The following is a 19,628-nucleotide window of genomic DNA, read 5'->3' as shown; positions in this document are numbered from 1 at the left end:
TTTTTAGTTTTCAAATTAAAAATTAAATTCTGGCCCATTAAGTCGTTGGGTTAACAGTTATGGAAAAAAATACATCTCATATCGATAAATTAAAACAACATATTCATAATAAGAGCAACGATCTTGATCTTTATCTTAAGGCATTAAATTCTGCCTATTCGGGTATAATTATAACCGACAATATGCAACATGACAATCCTATTATATATTGTAATACAGCATTTGAAACAATCAGCGGTTATTCGCACAACGAAATTATAGGACACAATTGTCGTTTCTTACAGGCACAGGACCGTTCACAGCCCGAACGCCAGATTATAAAAGATTCGATTATTCGTGGTGAGGAGTGTAAGGTTGAGATTCGTAATTATCGCAAGGACGGCACACTTTTTTGGAATGAGCTGTTTATCTCACCCGTCAAAAATGACGAAGGGAAAGTGACGCATTTTATTGGTGTACAAAATGATATAACCGCCAGAAAAAAAGCCGAACATGACCTTCGCGAAGAGAAGTCTCATGTCGAACAAAAAATCCAAGAGCGCACCAAGGAACTGCAGGACAAAGAGATTTTTCTTTCCAGTATCATTGAAACAGTTAGGGAAAGCCTGTTGGTACTTGATGCCAATTATGTTGTTTTGAGTGCGAATAAGCATTTCTTAAATTCGTTTAAGGTCTCTTCGGAAGAAACTGTCGGCAAACCACTTTTTGAACTTGGTAAGAAGCAATGGAATATCAATTCACTAAAGGAACTGCTTACACAGATCTTGCCGACCAACAACCCCGTTATCGACTACGAAGTTGACAATCTATTTCCACACATCGGTCGCAAAGTGATGTTGTTAAATGCCTATCGCATTGAATTTGAGGGGCATTACAAAGATCGTATATTGATTGCTATCGAAGATATTACCGAGAAAAAAGAGCAGGATCGGCGGAAAGATGATTTTCTATCAATCGCCAGTCATGAGTTAAAAACGCCACTGACTACGATTAAGGGGTTGGTCCAAATCTTACAACGCATGAGTGGAGATCATCCAAATCCTAAGTTTGTGAACACACTGGACAAGATGTCGTCTTATGTTGATCGTTTAAATCTGTTAATTACCAAGCTCTTGGATACCGCTAAAATACAATCTGGAAATATCGAATTGCATATGGAACCATTTGATATTGATAAAACAATCCGAGATGCAATCGACAATATAAAGCTCGCCGTTCCGGGATATGAAATATGCATATCAGGTACAACCGGTGCTATTGTTGAGGGTGACGAGCTGCAAATAATCCAAGTTGTCAATAACTTGTTATCCAATGCGATCAAATATTCCCCCGATTCTGACAAGGTTGACGTAGGTATTCATAAAGTTGCCAATTTTGTTAAAATATCGGTGCGTGATTACGGTATGGGCATCAACTATCAGGATAGGTTGAAAATTTTCGAACGATTCTATCGGGCCAGCCATATACAGAAAAAATTTCCGGGACTCGGAATCGGGCTCTATGTATCCCATGAGATTATTGCTAATCATAAAGGAACATTATGGGTAGAGAGTGAACCAGGCGAAGGATCCACATTTAATTTTACATTACCAATAATAAACAACGACGATAACGATGGAGCGTAAAACAATAATGATCTGTGACGACGACAAAGGCATACTCGAGATGCTTGAATTATTTTTAGAATTAGAAGGATTTCACGTAATATGCGAGATAAACAGCACCAATTTGATTACGCAGCTCAACACACATAAACCAGATCTGTTGTTGTTGGATCTCTGGATGCCCCTACTTTCGGGAGATCAGGTATTAAAAATCATCCGCGGGACAGCGGAAATCAAACACTTACCTGTCATTGTCCTTTCGGCTAGCGTCGATGGTAATGTCATTGCGAAACAATTGGGAGCGGATGGCTTTATCGCAAAACCTTTTGATCTGGATGACATTACATCTGGAATCACGACTATATTGAGCAATTGAAGTAAACTATTTGAATATCGGGACGAGAAATTTTGTGATGTATGTCACAGCGAATTATAAGATGAAACAAGGAAATTTGTGCTGACAAAAAAATAAAATGATAACGATATGAAAGTAAAACATCTCCTTAAACAAATGGGTATATTTTCCGTCCTATTGATGCTCACAATAACGCAGTCCCGTGCAACAAATACGGGAGCAAATTCCCCATCACAGCCAGAAGTTGCCGCAAAACCAAAAATATTGTTTGTGGTAACTAGCCACGATTCCAAAGGGAATACCGGTGAAAAAACGGGCTACTATCTCGGCGAAGTATCGCATCCCTGGGAGGTATTGACAGAGGCCGGTTATGAGATTGATTTTGTTAGTCCTCAAGGCGGCAATCCGCCTGTGGATGGATTTGACCTGACCGATCCTGTAAATAAAAAATTCTGGGGAGACAAACACTATCAGCATAAAATCAGCCATTCACTCAAGCCATCGCAGGTAAAACCTGAAGAATATAAAGCCATCTTTTATGCTGGTGGGCATGGTGCGATGTGGGATTTTCCTTCAGATTCGCAAATAGCAACTATAGCCGCCAAAATTTACGAAGCGAATGGTGTTGTCGCTGCTGTATGCCATGGTCCGGCCGGTCTGACCAATATCAAGTTGAGCGATGGTGAATATTTGGTAAAAGGCAAAAAAGTAAATGGTTTTACCAATGAAGAGGAACAACTCGTCAAGCTTACCGATGTCGTCCCTTTCTTATTGGAAGATAAGCTAAAGGCCATTGGTGGCCTTTATGAAAAATCCGGACCCTGGCAGCCACATGTCACCGTAGACGGCAGGTTGATCAGCGGCCAAAATCCCCAGTCAGCCAAAGCTGTAGGTGAAGCTATCGTGAAAGCGCTGCAGAACGCAGGTTAATAGCTGAAAATCAATTTTAACTTTGTAACACAAATAGAAGGCCGTAACAGTGTTACGGCCTTCTTTCCATCGCCCCTTTAATTTATCTATTTATTGATAACCTTCGTTTTGCGTAAACTCATCTTTATTTGTAATGGCGTCTAGCTGAGCCTGTGGTATGGGCCGTACCCGGTGATAATCCTGGATATAGGTGGCGATATCCGGGTTGTGCGCTTTGACGCGTTCGACTAATTTTCCGGTACGCTTGAGGTCAAACCAACGGATCTGTTCTCCAGCAAACTCGCGCGCGCGCTCATCAAGGATAAAATCGAGCGTAACTTGACCCGGTGTGACCTTCATCTTTTCCTCCCAACCAGGTTGTGCTGCCCGCGTGCGCACAATGTTTATCCAGTGTGCTGCAGAATCCCGGTTACCCAGGTTTAACTGCGCCTCCGCCGCATTGAGATAAAGTTCTGCAAATCGGATGGCAAAAACATCGCGGGCACTCTGCGCTTCATTGGATGAAGGACGTGTGGGATCTAAAAATTTAGTTAAGGTCGGATAACGTAATTGGTCTTTCACCTTTCCGTCACTGGCATAAATATAATTCCTGTCATAGATTTTATAAGGCTTGCCGGTGTTACTTATCGCTCTGCGTGTAGCAAAGACTGCGGTATCACCCAGTTTGACCGTAGCCGTCGGGTTATTGGAATAAAATACCTCTTTAAAAGATGCTGCGTAGCGGCTATCCCCTTCGGGATACAAGTCCAATAGAAAACGTGTGGGCATATATCTGTTAAATGGCCGGCCGTTAGCGAGGTCGCGCTGCATGCCAGTCTCTGTATCATATTTCATTAAAAACAGCAGATGGCCATTGTTGCTACCCCGGTTGTGTCCCAGCGGATTGAGGATTTTATCACTTATATCGTTCAAGGCCAGATTGGTCGAATAATTGACTGCATACACGACCTCCTTATTTTTTAAGTTGGCCATATTCCACAGGTCAGCATAGTTTTTGAGCAGTTCAAAGCCATAATTTCCCTTAATGACCGACACGGCATATTCATTGGCCTCCTTATATTTCCCATGAGAAAGGTATACGCGGGACAGGAAAGCACGAGCCGCGGGATTGGTCACGCGACCATAGTCAGAGACCGTATTAGGAAGGTCTTTAATTGCTGCCAGTAGATCCGATTCGATCAGTGCGTAAAATTCCGCTGGTGCTGTCTTGTTTGCTGTCGTGATGATGCCGGCAGTTTCTGTCGTGGTTAGATGTACGCCACCCCAGGTCTGCAGGATATGCCAATAGTAAAATGCGCGCAGAAAACGCAGTTCGGCCAGCCTAATCCCTTTAGTACTTTCATTCAGGCCTGCTGCATCGATACGGGCGATACCCGCATTACAGATATTTACGGCCGAATACAATGCCTTCCATTCTGTTGCGAGCGCAGCGTTGTTTCCCTGGAGATTAATATACTTCATTAAGTCTGGAAAGGTATCCCCCGCACCACTCATCCATAGGTCCGTGCCCATCTCCGATATGCTGTACCCTTCCTCCTTACCATACCACCAGCGCTGGTAAGAATAGGCTGCATTCACCAGGGATTCAAAACCTTCGGGTGTCGCGAACACCGTTTCCGAGGTCAGTCCGCTCGGATTATACTCATCCAAAATCTTTGAACAACTCGATGAAGCGAGTACCACCAAAGAGGCTACTACGATATTTTTGATCTTTCTTTTCATTTATTTAGCATTTAAAATCCAACATTCACACCGAATACAAACAATTTTGTCATCGGAAAATTCTCCGATCCACCCCTTTCAGGATCATAGGAGTTCAACAGATCTGATTTTGTCCACGTAAATGGATTTTTGGCCGTACCATATACCCGCAGTTTCTTGACAAAGCCATCTTTTAAAATGGATTGCGGGAAATTGTATCCCAGCGATATATTTCTGATCCGGAGGTATGAGCCATCTACGTAGCCCAATGAGCTGGAGTATAATGTACTTGCCAGCGACAGTCCGGAGTTTGGCCTTGGATTGGCATTGGTCGGATTCTCCGGAGTCCAATAGTCAATTATTGCCGAACTCTGCCCCAAACCCTGCGGGTCATAACGGCGCAAGAAATTCGGTTGTAATGTTTGACCCCATCTCGCAAAAAGCAATACATTCAGGTCAAATCCTTTATAGCTAAACGTATTGTCCCAGGAGCCAAACCATTTTGGTCTAGGCGTTCCGACGATAACACGGTCATTGCTGGCATCAATTTTTCCATCCCCATTGATATCCCGCACATGAATATCACCAGGCTTTTGATTGTACTTAGCAGCTTCCTCCTCCTGGCCGAGTTGCCAGATGCCCAACTTATCATAGTCGTAGAAGACAGTGGTTGGATGTCCGATAAACCAGCCGTTCCCGATGTCATCCGAGCTGGTCACCAATTCAACGATTTCTTCCTTATTTCGGGTGTAGGAAATTGCGGTATTCCAGGTGAAAGGGGCATCTTTTACCACATCAGCGTTCACCGTAAGCTCGATGCCACGGTTACGGGTTTTGCCGATATTCTGAATCACATTGCTTATCCCTGTCGATGGTGGAAGCCCACGTTCAAGTAATAGTTTTGACGTTTTGGAATCGTAATAGTCGATGGTTCCGGAGATACGGCCATTCATGATGCCAAAATCCAGCCCTGCATTTGTCGTGGCAGTGATCTCCCAGCCCAGATTGGGGTTGCCGATCTGTGAAGCAAAAGTATATCCTGTGGCAGAAGCATCGTCATATGCAAAAGCCACCCGGCTCAGGTTGCTCTGTGTTGAATAAGGTGATACCGCATAATTACCCGCTCTACCCCAGCTCAGTCTAGCTTTTAACTCGCTAAATAAAGTCTGATTTTTCATAAAAGATTCATCGACAATGCGCCACCCTGCGGCTACAGATGGAAAGAAAGCCCATTTGCTTCCCTTAGCCAAGATCGAAGATCCGTCTGAGCGTCCAGTTGCTGTTAGCAGGTATTTTCCTTTGTAACTATAGTTGACCCGTCCGGCAAAAGAAAGGAGATTGTTCATACTATAGGCGGTCGTAGTCGCCAGGTTTTTGGAAGCATTGCCGAGCGCATAGAAAAGCTGGCTATCTAGGATCAGCCCCTCACCCGAAGCATCTATACGATCGGACCTGTTCCAGAGAATACTGTTGACGGCTGTAATATTCAAGTTATGGTCGCCAAAAGAGTTTTGGTAAGACAAGACATTTTCCCAGTTCACCAGATGACTATTTTCAGTGCTATAGGTTGCCTTTGATGCCGAGCCATTCCGGTCAATGGTATACATTCCCGCGAAAGACCCCTCCCTATTGTTATTAAGCGTCACGCCTATCGTCGATTTGCCCGAAAACCCTCTCCAGGGCTTCAGTTCGAGATAGCCATTGATGAGGGTACGGGTCACGAGGTTTTGCGCATCATACGCATTCGGTTCGAGATCGACCAGCGGGTTTATAGCCGAGCCATTCAATGGATAGCGTATTAAACTGCCATCTTCGTTGTATATCCGTCCCAGTGGACTAATTTTATTGGCCTGATTTAAAGGGTCGCGTGCCGCCTGGATTTTGTAATGCGTGACCTGCGATTGCATTCCCGCCCGAAAATATGTTCCCAGTTCCTGATCAATATTGAGCCGGCCGCCAAAACGGTTTGATTTATCCTGTTCGAAAATTCCCCTTTCATTCAAAAAATCGCCAGAGAAATAAACCTTCGTTTTTTCAGTACCAGCATTGATGCCGACCTGATAATTTTGCTGAAAACCCTCCTTGACCAAAAGGTCAAAATAATTGGTATACTCATTGTTTTTGATGGCGTCCAGTTCGGCCGTATTGAAGATCGCGGCATCATCAGCTTCACTGTTCCATTTACCCGTGGCACGATACGCTTCGCGCCGCAATTTAACCCATTGGTCCAGATTCATGACCTCCGGGTAGCGCGCTACTTTGGAGATACCGGCATAGGCGTTGAAGGAAATTTGTGCTGCTCCAGTTTTCCCTTTTTTAGTGGTTATGATAATGACACCATTAGCTCCTCTTGAGCCATAGATTGCGGTCGACGAAGCATCTTTCAAAACCTCCATGGATTCTACATCATTCGGATTAATATCCTGAATGTTGCTGTACTGAATCCCATCGACAATATACAAGGGGCCATTTTGGGCGGTTATGGATCGATTACCACGGATCGTAACATTCACGCCCGAGGACGCCGCACCGCTACTCCTGGTCACATCCATTCCTGATACTTTGCCCTGTACCGACTCGAGCATATTTGCTGAAGGAACCTTGGCAATTTCATCGCCTTTGACCGAAACCACAGAACCCGTAAGGTCACGTTTTTTAACCGTACCATAGCCGACCACGACGACCTCATCGAGCTTCGAGTCATTCGATGTCAGCACGATGTTGAGCGGTTTTCCGGCTACGATAGTTACGTTTTGCGAATCGGCACCTAGGTAAGTTACCGACAATTGTTTGACATCTTTAGGCAGTTTGAGTGAAAAGTTTCCGTTAGCATCGGAGGATGTGGATATTGCGCTATTTCCCAGGGCCCGAATTGTTGCTCCGGATAGTGGTTTTCCCTGCGAATCTTTCACTATCCCATTTACACTTTGTTCCTGTCCGCGAACATGAGAAGCAGACAAAACAAGCATTACGCTTAGAGCAGTAGTTTTTAGGATACTACTTTCCCATTCAATCTTTGGTATCATAAGGTATTACAGTTTATAATTTTTTTCCCTTCGCGGTAGTGCAACCGCTTGCAGTAATTGAATTTAAAAATTATAAAATCAATCTGATCAGATTTTTTACGCAATCGTTGCCGTTATAAACTGCCTTCAAACTCGCTCCCCCACCGTGAGGCCACTGCACGGCTGAATCGTTAATTCATATTTTTGTACCGTAACTGCTTCACCGGAACGGTATTCGCTTAATCCCATTTTTATCCCATTTGTGTCTGTGAATGCCCATGGGAATGGCAAAATACCATGTTTAAGCAGTTCAGAATAACAATGAAGTAAAACAAGAAATGGATCTATTTGTTATTACCAAAAATTAACCAATGAATCCACTCGAAAAACGAATCAAAATTTTGCTTCCGGGTTATTTTGCCATGGTAATGGCGACAGGGATCATATCCATTGCTTGTCTTCTCGAGAATTTCACAACACTGGGCAAGGTTCTCTTTTATCTCAATATTCTATTTTTGATAGTGCTATTGGCAGCCTTGATCTACCGCGTGATCCGGTTTTGGCCCGATGTAGTTGCAGATTTCAAAAGTTATCAACGCGGCCCCGGATTTTTTACGCTTGTCGCGGCCTTATGTATCATGGGCAATCAAGTTATTCTCTTCGAAGGTATGTACAAACTTGCTACTGGATTATTGATTGTGGCTACCATCATTTGGGCTTTTATTATCTATGGCTTCTTTTATAACCTAACGGTGACTGACGACAAAAAGCCATTAAAAGAAGGTATCAACGGAACCTGGCTTGTTATTATTGTCTCTACTCAAGCGATATCAGTGTTGATCTCTTTTGTGTCAGATGGATTGGGCCCAGTCGCCGAAATTTACCTCTTTATCGCCGCCTGCCTATTCTTGGTAGGCTGTATTTTTTACCTGTATCTAATGTCATTGATTATTTATAGGATATCTTTCTTTCCATTAAATGCGATGGAATTGGGAGCGCCCTATTGGATCAATATGGGCGCCACGGCGATATCCACGCTTGCGGGATCGATGTTGATCCTTCATGAAAAACAATTCGGCTTTCTTATTGAGATTCGTCCATTTTTGAAAGGATTTGTGCTTTTATTTTGGGCTGCGGGCACCTGGTGGATACCACTGTTGGTGCTTTTGGGAGCCTGGCGTCATATTGTCAAAAAGATCAAGGTGCCTACTGTGGCTGTCGGATATGACCCGACTTATTGGGCCATGGTCTTCCCGCTCGGTATGTATGTAGTCAGTACGTACCGCCTTAGTGAAGCTTTAGATATTGCATTCCTAAAACTTATTCCCAATGGGTTTATCTATATCGCTCTATTTGCCTGGATAGCAGTAATAATTGGGTTTATCAGACAGTTACTCAAAGCGTTTTGGAACGTAAAAATTTAGGATGAGATCCTTGCAAACAATTTACGGACAATGATGTTATAGAAATTATAAACTATACCATTTATATGTCAAAGCTTGTTGACTTAAAAGCGTTTCTGATTGCCAGTACAGCAACATTGCTGACCTTATTGATGATCTTGATTGGGTCGCGTAGGCTCCAGAATTTTGATGCAGCATTGATTGCTTATCTTTTCGGTACCTTATTCGCAGTTTTTGGTATTGTTTATCGTTATACCGTTTGGATTCAGCGTCCCCCTACCCGCGTGTACTTTGTCAGCAGTTTAAAAACACTATTTTCAAAAGACGGACTTAATTTTGTCGGATATACACTGAAAGATTTTCTATTAAATATCATTTTCCAGCGATTTATCATCCGAAGAGGTAAATATCGTGGTTTTGCACATCTTTTCATGGCCATAGGCTGTTTCTTGGCTTTTTGTATTACCATACCGCTTACTTTCGGCTGGATACACTTTACATTAGTCCCTGGTTCGGGAATGGATCCGGCCGCTCCCAAAATTTATACTGCGCATTTCTTCGGTTTCGACGTTATGAACTTTCCGGTAAAGTCTATTATTGGATTTTTGACTTTTGGGGCACTTAACTGGTGTTCAATTTTGGTCATTATCGGCGCTACATATTTTCTTCAAAGACGGCTAAAAGATCCCGGGCTTATTGCCACACAAACTTTCGAAGGAGATATTCTTCCTTTGCTACTGTTGATCTTGGTTTCATTAACCGGTCTGGGCTTGACCCTTGATTACGAATTTATGCATGGAAAAGCGTATGAATTTATGGCGGTAACCCACGCCTTTTTTGTAATCGTATTTTTAGTCTGGATGCCATTCGGAAAATTCTTTCATATTATCCAACGTCCTGCCCAGATTGGTGCACATATTTATAAGGAAGTTGGCCGTAAACAAGGTATGCAGCAGTGCAAGTTTACCCATAAAGAATATACCACAAAGTTACATGTCGCAGATCTAAAGAAAATCACCAAAGAAACAGGTTTCAACCTTGAAAATAAAGACGGCGAATCCATTTTGGATTACAGTCCCGAAGGTAAACGTGATCTCCTTGCCATTGCACATTTTAAGGCACGCAGGCAATCGGGAGATTTTTTCGGATAATATGCAGATCATTTAATATAAAAGACAGCGTTAGCATGGCAAAACTACCCCTTCCAGCAGAACAGATTATCGATGAGTTTGGTCCACATCTTCATTTTCCGGACCCAGAGGGAACCCCTGGCCGGGATGAACCCGATAAAATCGTGGAGACGCACTGTTGCTTTTGCGGTATGCAATGTGGGATAAAATTATTGGCCAAGAATAATAAAGTCGTCGGTTTTGAGCCCTGGATGGAATTCCCCTTCAATGAAGGCCGGCTCTGTCCCAAAGGAGTACAGCGCTATCTACAGGATAATCATCCCGATCGGTTAACGAGCCCATTGATCAATACACCGGGAAAGGGTTATGTACCCACTTCTTGGGATGCTGCCATGGAAAAGACGGTAGCTGAAATTCGCCGTATCCAGGAAACGTATGGTCACGATGCTTTTGCTGTGCTTTCGGGTGTATCCCTCAGCAATGAAAAATCCTATATGATGGGCAAATTTGCAAGGGTAGCTTTAAAAACAAAGAATCTCGATTACAATGGCCGTTTATGCATGGTGTCTGCGGGTGCGGGCAACAAAAAAGCCTTCGGTCTTGACCGTACTTCCAATAACTATAGCGACCTGGCATATGCTGAGGTCATTATTGTCACAGGAGCAAATGTCTCAGAGACCTTCCCCACGCTGACCTATTGGCTCTGGCAGGCACGTGACAATGGAGCCAAAATTATTGTGGTTGATCCACGGGAAATTCCCCTGGCAAGGACAGCAGATATTCACCTTGATATTAGGCCAGGTACCGATTCAGCGCTTTTTGGCGCCATACTTAATTATATGGTGCAGCACGATCTGCTGGACCATGAATTTATCGACAATTATACTTCTGGCTTCGACGAAACCATAGCCGCGGTCAAAGACTATACTTTAGCTTGGGCTGAGGAGGTCACCGGCGCAAAGAAAGAGAAGATCGAGGCAGCAGCCAAACTCTGGGGCAAAGCCTCAACCTCCTTCCTGTTACATGCTCGCGGTATCGAGCATCATACCAAAGGTGTAGAAAACGTATTGAGTTGTATCAATATTGTCCTCGCATCGGGCAGAATTGGGCGACCCTATTGTGGTTATGGCACCATCACCGGACAAGGTAATGGACAGGGAGGCCGAGAACATGGTCATAAATGTGACCAGTTGCCTGGTAATCGCGACATAGAAAATCCGGTGCACCGCAAGTATATCTCTGATGTATGGGGCATAGACGAAAAAGATCTGCCCGGAAAAGGACTTACGGCTTATGAAATCATTGATGCTATTCATCGGGATGAAATTAAGGGGTTGATATCCATTTGTTTCAATCCACTTGTGTCTCTCCCAAATAATAATTATGTCAGAGCCGCACTTGAAAAGTTAGAATTCTATGTGGGCATTGATTTCTTTATGAGTGAGACAATGCGCCACTGTGATGTTATTTTACCAGGCTCTCTGCACGAAGAAGAGGAAGGTACGGTCACCACTGCCGAGGGAAGAGTTGTCCGGATCCGTAAGGTCGTAGATCCACCTGCCGGGGCACGCGCCGACTCCGAAATTATTATGGAGATCGCCCGGCGTCTCGGTGTCGGCGATAAATTTTCCTACCCTGATAGTGAGGCGATATTCAATGAATTGCGCATTGCTTCCAAAGGCGGTACTGCAGATTACTATGGGATCACTTACGAAAAAATTGAAAAGAATATGGGCATATTCTGGCCTTGCCCCGAACTTGATCATCCTGGCACGCCCCGACTTTGGGAAGACCGTAAATTTAAGACTGCGGATGGCAAAGCACATTTCAATCCCGTTAAATATCATCCCAGCATGGACCCTACCGACGCTGAATATCCCGTGATACTAACAACTGGACGGGTTGTTTCACAATACCTTAGTGGTACACAGACCCGTCGTATCGGAAAGCTGGTCAAGCAATTTGCACAGCCCTTTTTAGAGATCCACCCTGTATTGGCCAAGACACTTGGAATAAGCCAATACGAAGATGTTCGGGTCGTTACCAAACGGGGTGATGCCGTTTTTCCGGCCAATATTGTAGAAACAATTCGCGAAGATACCGTGTTTTTACCCTATCACTGGCCTGGAAAAAAATCCGCCAATCAATTGACGAGCGCATTTCTAGACCCTATTTCAAAAATCCCGGAATTTAAGGTAAGTGCCTGTAAGCTTATTCCAACGGGTAACCACTCCTATATTGGCAATGATGCCTTGGATTATCAAAGTATATAACAGCATAAAAAGGAAAGATTATGGCAGAGTATTATAAATTGCAAGAAGAATTTTTTGTTGACATGCAGCGTTGCATCGGATGCAAAGCTTGCGAAGCGGCCTGTGCCGAATGCGAGACCAATGGACAGGAATCCATGATCCATGTAAACTATGTGGATCGAAGTACCACTATTCAGACAACCGTACAGGTCTGTATGCACTGTGAAGATCCCGTTTGTGCCAACGTATGTCCGGCAGACGCCATCACCAAGGATGAATTTGGGGTAGTCCATACCGCCAACACCTCGCGATGCATAGGCTGCTCCAATTGTGTCATGGCTTGCCCATTTGGCGTCCCTAAGAAAATGGAGGAATATGACCTCATGATGAAATGCAATATGTGTTACGACCGTACTAGTGTAGGCAAAAAACCGATGTGTGCTACGGTGTGTCCCAGCGGCGCTTTATTTTACGGAACCCGGGAGGAGATACAGGCTAAGCGCCCAAATTCCACGCCGATCAACACATTCCTTTTTGGTGAGGAAACCGTCAAAACAAAGGTCAACCTAATGATGCCAAAGGGCAGCACTGAATTGCGCGTCTTATAGCGTGAAAGATATATGCTATTTAAAACAGTATTTCTATGAGCAATGATAAAAAACACTGGAAAGAAGATTTCCCGATCAACCGGCCAGAGTCCAATGAAGTGAGCCGGAGAGATTTTGCGCGGATATTGACCTTCGTGTCCGGGGGAATGGTATTTGGCAATGCTGCGATCGCTGCAAAAGCATACTTTTCAAAAAAAGAGGCTGATTCTAAAAAGCAAAAAATCTGTACGACAAGTGATATACCCGTTGGTGGTACAAAGTCCTTTGTACTGGAGAATAGTTCCATTCCCTATATACTGGTTCGTACCGAAGAAGATGAGTATTATTCGTATGAACAAAAATGCACCCATCTTTCCTGCGCCGTCTATTATCGTCCCGGAACCATGAAGATCGAATGCCCTTGCCACAATGGCTGGTTTGACGTAAAAACCGGCGAAGTGCTTCAGGGGCCGCCACCCCGACCTTTGAACAAATTAGCAGTCACCATCGAAGGAAAAGATATCTTCGTTCAAAAAATTAGCCACAAATCGGTATGAGCAATTTTAGAAGAGGACAAGAGCAGTCCCACCCCCAGAAAAAAAATATGATCCTGTCAACGCTGATCGCAGTATTGTTGATCAACTTGTTGATACAGATCTGGTTATTATATACGGCACTTAACAATGCCCTCGAAGGTCACCCCGAAGTGGCCTATAGTACCTTTGTTGCTTCATTTGTGCTCTTTATTGCCTGTGTCATTTGGCTCTATTTCCTTCCCAGAAAATAATATAGGGCAGAACTGTCTGAAAACTCAGATAGGTTTTTATTTATTTAAGGTATAATTGCCTTTCATACGTTATTGGAAATGATAAAGGAAAATAACATCACCTATATAAGCAGGCTTGTCTTGTCCTTTAATGGCCAGTTTTGCCTGGATAACAGCCTTCACTGTTCCGTAATTCCAATCTCGCTGGTGCATATTCTATCAGGTTTCTTCTTTATGAAGCTCGTAACAGTCCTCCAGATGCAGTTTGATGGCTTCCTGCGCTTCCTTTCTGCTGTCAATGCTGATATCATATGGTCCAAACTGTTTTCAAAAATAACCTCATTATAGGTTCTATTGCCTATTGATTTACAATTTGCTGCATTACTTTACAATCCGTCCGATTTTTCTTGATCAAACCATTCCCCTGTTGCAACTGTTCTCCACAAAAAGGAGGAAATATGCCCTGGTATAACGGAAATTACCCCGCATCTTATAAAAATCAACCAATTAAAATTCGCGATAAAGCGACTGAAATAGCAAATGCTATGCTCGAAGAAGGTATTGAGGAGGGTGTCGCGATTGCTACCGGGCTCAAAAAAGCACGGGAATATTTTGATGAAACCGAAGGAGGCGATGACACCGAAAAGCCAGGATAGAAACCGTATTGAACACGATCAAAGATAGCAGCCCATCGGGTCGGAAAGCGATGTAAAACGGCCGGATTTATAGGAGCAGTCAGTGCTAACCAAAGCAACGTGCTCGAATGTGTCATAATCCGCAATAAGCAGAAGATTAAAACCGATCTGGACAGCATTCGAACATTTCATTGCCTAATTCGCTGCAATTTGAATTTTGTCAGCCATAAGTCCTTGACTTTTTGCTGTTATGACTAATTTACCTTTATTTTTACTTGCGACAATTGCCAGTGCTTTGCCATGAAAAGCTTTCCTTGAGCTGGACTGAAAACGCTGCAGGTCAGTTGTGTTTCCATTGTCCGTGGCAACTATTGCAGCCCCTTCTCCTTCAACGGTAAACTCGATTTCATGGGCGGCATCTGGAACGAGCGTATCCGAATCATCTACGATATAAGCATGTACAAAAGCCAGCTCCTTGTTTGCCGTATTTATGGTAGGATTTTCAGTGACAAGTTTCACGCGATAAGGTTTTGCTGCCGTGCGGATCATTTTGCTCAGCACCTTCTCTCCACCCCGATACGAGATCACCTCAAGCGTCCCTGGTTCAAAATCAACAGCTTTAAAAACGAGGTCATAGCGCTGTGGATCCTTGGTTTGTTCGCCGATCTTTCTTCCATTGCAGTATAGTTCTACACGGTCAGCCTGACTAAAATAGACCACCACGTTGACCTTATCACCTTGCTTCCAGTTCCAGTGCGGTAGCAGATGCAAGACCGGTTTTTCGGTCCAGACGCTCTGATACAGATAGTATACGTCCTTCGGGAATCCAGCTAAATCCACAATGCCAAAATACGAGCTTCGTGCCGGCCAGGTATAAGGCGTGGGTTCGCCCAAGTAATCAAAGCCAGTCCATACATACATACCTGCGATATGGTCATATTGCTCCATGAGCCACAAACTGGTGTGATGGTCCGAACCCCACGGGGTGTATACATTATCGTAAGCCGAAATGCCCTTATCGCTATTGCCACCGTTGAATGGGATATCCCATCTTTCGGGCCACATGCGGACCGAATCGTAAGGAACTAAATCATATTGTCCGCGGCTTTCCAGTGCCGAGGTACTTTCGGTCACGATAAATTTCTTTCCCGGATGATCCTGTGGAAAACTTGCCCATTTCTTATGGTTGTAATTGTAGCCGACCAAATCCACCGCTGTACTCATGAGTACGGGGTTGTTTTTGGATAGCTCATTATTGGCAATAGTGGTCGGCCGTGTACCATCCAAACTATCCACGATAGCAGCCAATGCCAGCGGGATTGCTGTTCCATCCGATTTTGAATGCCATTGCTCCTGCGCTTCATTGCCCAGACACCAAATAAACAATGCTGGATGATTCCGGTCCCGTTTGACATGATCGGCAAAATCCCTCTTATACCATTGATCCCAATATAAGTGATAATCAAAAGGATTCTTCTGTCCTTTCCAGACGTCAAAGGTTTCACTCATTACAATAAAACCCAGGCTGTCACAGAGGTCCAAGAATGCAGGAGCTGCCGGATTATGGGAAGTGCGTATTCCATTGACACCCATGGCTTTCATTGTGCGCAGTTGCCGTAACGCTGCAGATCGGTTAAAGGCCATACCTAAAGCGCCAAGATCACTATGAAGGCATACGCCGCGGATTTTGAGCCGTTTACCATTCAGTATAAATCCCTGTTGTTGATCGAAGCTAAAATTGCGCAGACCAAATTTGGTTTCCAATTCGTCCACTATCCGGCCTTCTGCTACGATTTGCACCTTTGCCTTATATTGAGCCGGATTGTCAATATCCCATAAAACTGGATTGTCAATCGTGATTTGTTGGTTGATCGGATGAATCCCCTTTTTAAGCGCTGTCAAAACGGTCTGTTGACTTGCGACAACTTGGCCTTTGGGCGATAATAATTGCGTTCGCACGCTTATTGTTTTGCTCTCTTTCCGTAGATGTTCTATATCCAGGGAAAGATTGACGATCGCATTTTTAGCGTTCAACTGAATCGGTTTTATATACGTACTGTTGGTCGCTATACTGATCGGGTTACGGATCAGCAGTTGTACGTCCCGATATATTCCCGAACCCGAATAGAAACGCGAGTTAGGCTGTTTATTGTTATCGACTTTAACCGAGAGCCTATTTTGCCGTCCATCCCAAAACAGATAGGACGAAAGTTCATATTCAAATCCGATATAACCATTTGGCCTTTTCCCCAGGAAGTGGCCATTGATCCATACTTCGCTATTTTCATAGACCCCTTCAAACGCGATAAATATTCGTTGAGTTCGATCAGTATCAGCGAGCACAAAAGATTTTTCGTACCAGCCGACGCCCCCGTCCAAATAAGCAGCCCCGCTACCGGCGGGGCTATGCTCCTTGAAAGGCATTTCTATGCTCCAGTCATGTGGCAGGTCAAGGAAGCGCCAGCCCTCGCCGTTTCTGCCGTTGGCGTGGTGCTGGCTGCTATCCAATTTAAACCACCATCCAGCATTAAAATTAATCACTTGCCGGGGTTGTCCCACTAAGGGTCCTGTCATTAGGAGTAAAATAGACAGGATGCCCAGTATTTTGTTATAGCATGTCAAATTCATTGGAAGCGCGTTATTTAGCCTTATTGGAATCCAATGCATTTTCCTCCAAGCTCTCCTTGTACGCCTTGCTAATAAAATTAAAGGTCAACATGGCAGCCCCATCATTGGAAAGTACAGGATCCCTTAATACGGCTAACTGCATGGTGTTCTCTGTCAGTGACATAATGCGGACATCGCCCCAGTCTACCACAATACCATCTTGTGGCTTACCGTGTAAGGGTGAGGCACCGGTGAGGCGCATGGTTTTCTTTTCAGTATCTATATTGAAAACACCTTTTTGCGTTTTGCCTAGCATCGCATGGTTGACATTGACGTTCGCGCCACCTTTCAGGTCAAAAGTCATGCTTCCATAATCTCCCGCAGGCATGAGCCAGCTGTTGCCTTTCCAGTCTGGTTCCCAGCTCCAGCTATCGCTGTTTAATGGCTCGCCTGTTTTATTGATGGTGCCCCACCAATCGCCGGTGCCATAAAAATACAAAGGACCTTTAAAATAACGCGATACCCCGTCGGCATCGAGGTCCAGATACCAGGTTTTCTCTTCACCTGCGCCGCCAGTCAGCAATGTCCAGGTCTCGTCGCTGATAAAATCGGCATACATCTGGTCGATTTTAAAGGTCACCGGCTCACCGTAAACAATGCCACCACGGGTTTCGACACCAAATCTCACCGAATATTCGCCAGGAAATGGCATCTTTAAAGTTACCTTTCGATCCTGGCTCCGTCCCTGCGGGTGATCCCACAAAGGCGTATATTTGGGATCCATCAGACTTGTTAAGTAGACAATATTCGGATTATTGGCATCATGCTCGATGGTAAACGATTTTCCTTTCTCCAGTTGTGCCGGGCTGACATCAATCTCCCCCAGCTCATATTTCTCAGGAGAGCAAGCGCCAAATAGTGCCATCAGCGAAAATAGGTAGATGGCATATGTTATGATCTTTTTCATTTGTGTAAATTTATAGTTAACCAACATTGCGTTTTACGACCCTCTTTGTTAATTCCAACCGGCATTTTGTTTCAGGACGCCATTGGACAGGGTGATCTGCTTGTTCGGTATCTGCATAAACCCGCGTGTGGTCATAAATCTATCTTTCGTGATAACGACCTTTTCTGGTACCGAACCACTCAATACATCTTCGGATGTTTCCAATGTTGCTGCAGCATTATTTAAGCCTTGGCGTAGCACATCCCAATAGCGGATACCCTCAAATGCAAATTCAAATTTCCGCTCCTTTAGGATGGCATTTTTTGAAACAGGTACTGTGACAAAATTGGTTTTGTAAGCCCGCTTCCGGACCTCATCAAAGTACTTTTGCGCATTAGGTGATCCTAATTCGGCAGCCATCAACAAAACATCAGCATAGCGAATGACGAAATAGTCCTGATCTTGAGATAGTTGCATGTCTTTGTCGCCACCTGTGTTTGTGGTCCCATCCGGTAATGCCGTTGGCGCATATTTTTTCACGGTATACCCCGTATATTCGCGTTGATCTTTCAGGTCAAAGCCTGTTATCTTTTCACCATCAATATCAATGATCGAAGCAGACTTGCGGGTGTCATTATTCGCAAACTCGTTGAAGAAATTTTTGCTCACTGTACATACCCCCCATCCCTGACCATACGGAGACCAGTTCTTGCCGCGTAGGCCCAAAAATACCACCCAGCGATTCCCATCGACATAGCCACTGTAATTGGATGTATTATTGAATTTCTGCGCAAATACCACTTCCGAATTTCCCTTCCCGGCATATTTGGAGATATCCAATGTATTGTCAGCTGCATTGGGAATATAACTCGCTGCTGGCCATAGATTTTTAAAATCAGCAACCAGTGCAAATTGTCCACTACTAACGATCTCTTCCAATCCAGCTAAGGCTTCAGCTTTGGAGACACCGATATCTTCTGCGCCATAGTAACCCGAATAAAATAAATAGACTCGAGCCAATAAAGCTTTTGCTGCAGAAGGAGTCGCCCGTCCGTCATTAGCCGCTGCATTCGATTTCGGATAAGCATCTGCCGGAATGCTGCCCGCTGCAAATTTGAGATCCGAAACAATCAGCTTATAGATCTCTTTTGGATCCGATTGCGGAATATTCTCGCTTGTAGGGCTGGTCAATAAGGGGATATTTTCAAAAAGGCGTACCAGATCAAAATACATGAGCGCCCGTAGGAATCTCGTTTCACCCTCTATTCGGGCGCGAGCCGCTGTATTGCTAGAAAAATCAGTACCATCTAATTTGCTCAATAGGGTATTACATCTAAAAATACCCGCATAGTAGTCCGACCAGGTTCCATCAAAGATATTATTGTCCGATTGTGACTGAGCAATATCAAAGCGGTCAATTGCTTGGAATCCACGGCCATCTGTGGTACCGCCACCACCAAAACAATTATCTGCGGCAACCTCCGACGTGATATAGAAGGCCTGGTTTCCGTTGGACGTAGTCCGCTGATAACCGTCGTAACAACCGACCAAAGCCATGTCAGCATCAGCCACTGTTTTATAAAAATTGTTTTCCAAGACGCTTGTCATCGGTTCGACATCCAGAAAACTGGACGAACATGATCCCAATACCAAGGATCCAAGGAGCATTGAATGATAGATATAACTCGTTTTTTTCATGATTTCCTG

The 19,628-nt window shown here is 44.2% G+C and carries 15 protein-coding genes; 10 read left to right on the top strand and 5 right to left on the bottom strand.

The window, feature by feature from the left end; translation table 11 throughout:
- Nucleotides 1-59: 59 nt before the first annotated feature.
- The 3 genes from HPC41_RS10580 (at nt 60) to HPC41_RS10570 (ending at nt 2,889) form a co-directional block, all read left to right on the top strand.
- Nucleotides 60-1,625 (top strand): PAS domain-containing sensor histidine kinase, encoded by a 1,566-nt coding sequence (locus tag HPC41_RS10580; protein ID WP_172393991.1) that lies wholly within the window; start codon nt 60-62, stop codon nt 1,623-1,625.
- Nucleotides 1,615-1,980 (top strand): response regulator, encoded by a 366-nt coding sequence (locus HPC41_RS10575; RefSeq protein ID WP_172393990.1) that lies wholly within the window; start codon nt 1,615-1,617, stop codon nt 1,978-1,980. Before HPC41_RS10580 ends, HPC41_RS10575 begins: the two co-directional genes overlap by 11 nt.
- A 108-nt stretch (nt 1,981-2,088) precedes the next feature.
- Nucleotides 2,089-2,889 carry a type 1 glutamine amidotransferase domain-containing protein gene (locus tag HPC41_RS10570; RefSeq protein ID WP_246250579.1) on the top strand — a complete coding sequence of 267 codons (801 nt, stop codon included), beginning with the start codon at nt 2,089-2,091 and terminating at the stop codon, nt 2,887-2,889.
- 90 nt (nt 2,890-2,979) lie between these two features.
- On the opposite strand, the gene HPC41_RS10565 is transcribed toward HPC41_RS10570, so the two are convergent.
- The gene (locus tag HPC41_RS10565; protein ID WP_172393989.1) at nt 2,980-4,611 is read right to left on the bottom strand and encodes a RagB/SusD family nutrient uptake outer membrane protein; all 1,632 of its coding nucleotides are present in this window, start codon (nt 4,609-4,611) and stop codon (nt 2,980-2,982) included.
- A gap of 11 nt (nt 4,612-4,622) precedes the next feature.
- Nucleotides 4,623-7,616 carry a SusC/RagA family TonB-linked outer membrane protein gene (locus HPC41_RS10560; RefSeq protein WP_246250577.1) on the bottom strand — a complete coding sequence of 998 codons (2,994 nt, stop codon included), beginning with the start codon at nt 7,614-7,616 and terminating at the stop codon, nt 4,623-4,625.
- Between the two features lie 350 nt (nt 7,617-7,966).
- On the opposite strand from HPC41_RS10560, the gene HPC41_RS10555 reads away from it, so the two are divergent.
- The 7 genes from HPC41_RS10555 to HPC41_RS10525 all read left to right on the top strand — a co-directional run bounded on the left by HPC41_RS10555 (nt 7,967) and on the right by HPC41_RS10525 (nt 14,389).
- Entirely contained in the window at nt 7,967-9,019 is a 1,053-nt protein-coding gene (locus tag HPC41_RS10555; RefSeq protein WP_172393988.1) for a tellurite resistance/C4-dicarboxylate transporter family protein, read from the top strand.
- A gap of 65 nt (nt 9,020-9,084) precedes the next feature.
- Nucleotides 9,085-10,149 (top strand): MFS transporter, encoded by a 1,065-nt coding sequence (locus HPC41_RS10550; protein WP_172393987.1) that lies wholly within the window; start codon nt 9,085-9,087, stop codon nt 10,147-10,149.
- A gap of 35 nt (nt 10,150-10,184) precedes the next feature.
- On the top strand, nt 10,185-12,401 hold the full coding sequence (locus tag HPC41_RS10545; protein ID WP_172393986.1) for a molybdopterin oxidoreductase family protein: 2,217 nt from the start codon (nt 10,185-10,187) through the stop codon (nt 12,399-12,401).
- A gap of 20 nt (nt 12,402-12,421) precedes the next feature.
- Nucleotides 12,422-12,988, top strand: coding sequence for a 4Fe-4S dicluster domain-containing protein (locus HPC41_RS10540; protein ID WP_172393985.1), 567 nt, complete (start codon nt 12,422-12,424; stop codon nt 12,986-12,988).
- Nucleotides 12,989-13,023: 35 nt separating this feature from the next.
- Nucleotides 13,024-13,524: a Rieske (2Fe-2S) protein gene (locus tag HPC41_RS10535; protein ID WP_172393984.1), complete on the top strand. Its 501-nt coding sequence runs from the start codon at nt 13,024-13,026 to the stop codon at nt 13,522-13,524.
- Complete coding sequence (locus HPC41_RS10530; RefSeq protein WP_172393983.1) at nt 13,521-13,754, top strand: DUF6755 family protein; 234 nt, start codon at nt 13,521-13,523, stop codon at nt 13,752-13,754. The genes HPC41_RS10535 and HPC41_RS10530 overlap by 4 nt, the downstream gene beginning before the upstream one ends.
- Nucleotides 13,755-14,191: 437 nt before the next feature.
- Nucleotides 14,192-14,389, top strand: coding sequence for a DUF2188 domain-containing protein (locus HPC41_RS10525; protein WP_172393982.1), 198 nt, complete (start codon nt 14,192-14,194; stop codon nt 14,387-14,389).
- A 174-nt stretch (nt 14,390-14,563) separates the two neighbouring features.
- Here HPC41_RS10525 and HPC41_RS10520 read toward each other — a convergent pair whose 3' ends face one another.
- The 3 genes from HPC41_RS10520 to HPC41_RS10510 are packed head-to-tail and all read right to left on the bottom strand — an operon-like array spanning nt 14,564 to nt 19,619.
- On the bottom strand, nt 14,564-16,996 hold the full coding sequence (locus HPC41_RS10520) for a glycoside hydrolase family 2 TIM barrel-domain containing protein (RefSeq protein ID WP_172393981.1): 2,433 nt from the start codon (nt 16,994-16,996) through the stop codon (nt 14,564-14,566).
- Between the two features lie 10 nt (nt 16,997-17,006).
- Nucleotides 17,007-17,942 carry a hypothetical protein gene (locus HPC41_RS10515; RefSeq protein ID WP_172393980.1) on the bottom strand — a complete coding sequence of 312 codons (936 nt, stop codon included), beginning with the start codon at nt 17,940-17,942 and terminating at the stop codon, nt 17,007-17,009.
- Nucleotides 17,943-17,990: 48 nt separating this feature from the next.
- Entirely contained in the window at nt 17,991-19,619 is a 1,629-nt protein-coding gene (locus HPC41_RS10510; protein ID WP_172393979.1) for a RagB/SusD family nutrient uptake outer membrane protein, read from the bottom strand.
- Between the last annotated feature and the right edge of the window lie 9 nt (nt 19,620-19,628).

The sequence above is a fragment of the Sphingobacterium prati genome, assembly GCF_013167215.1.
Lineage (GTDB): Bacteria > Bacteroidota > Bacteroidia > Sphingobacteriales > Sphingobacteriaceae > Sphingobacterium > Sphingobacterium prati.
Note: the sequence above shows the minus strand (reverse complement) of the source record. Positions and strands in the feature narration are given on the sequence as shown.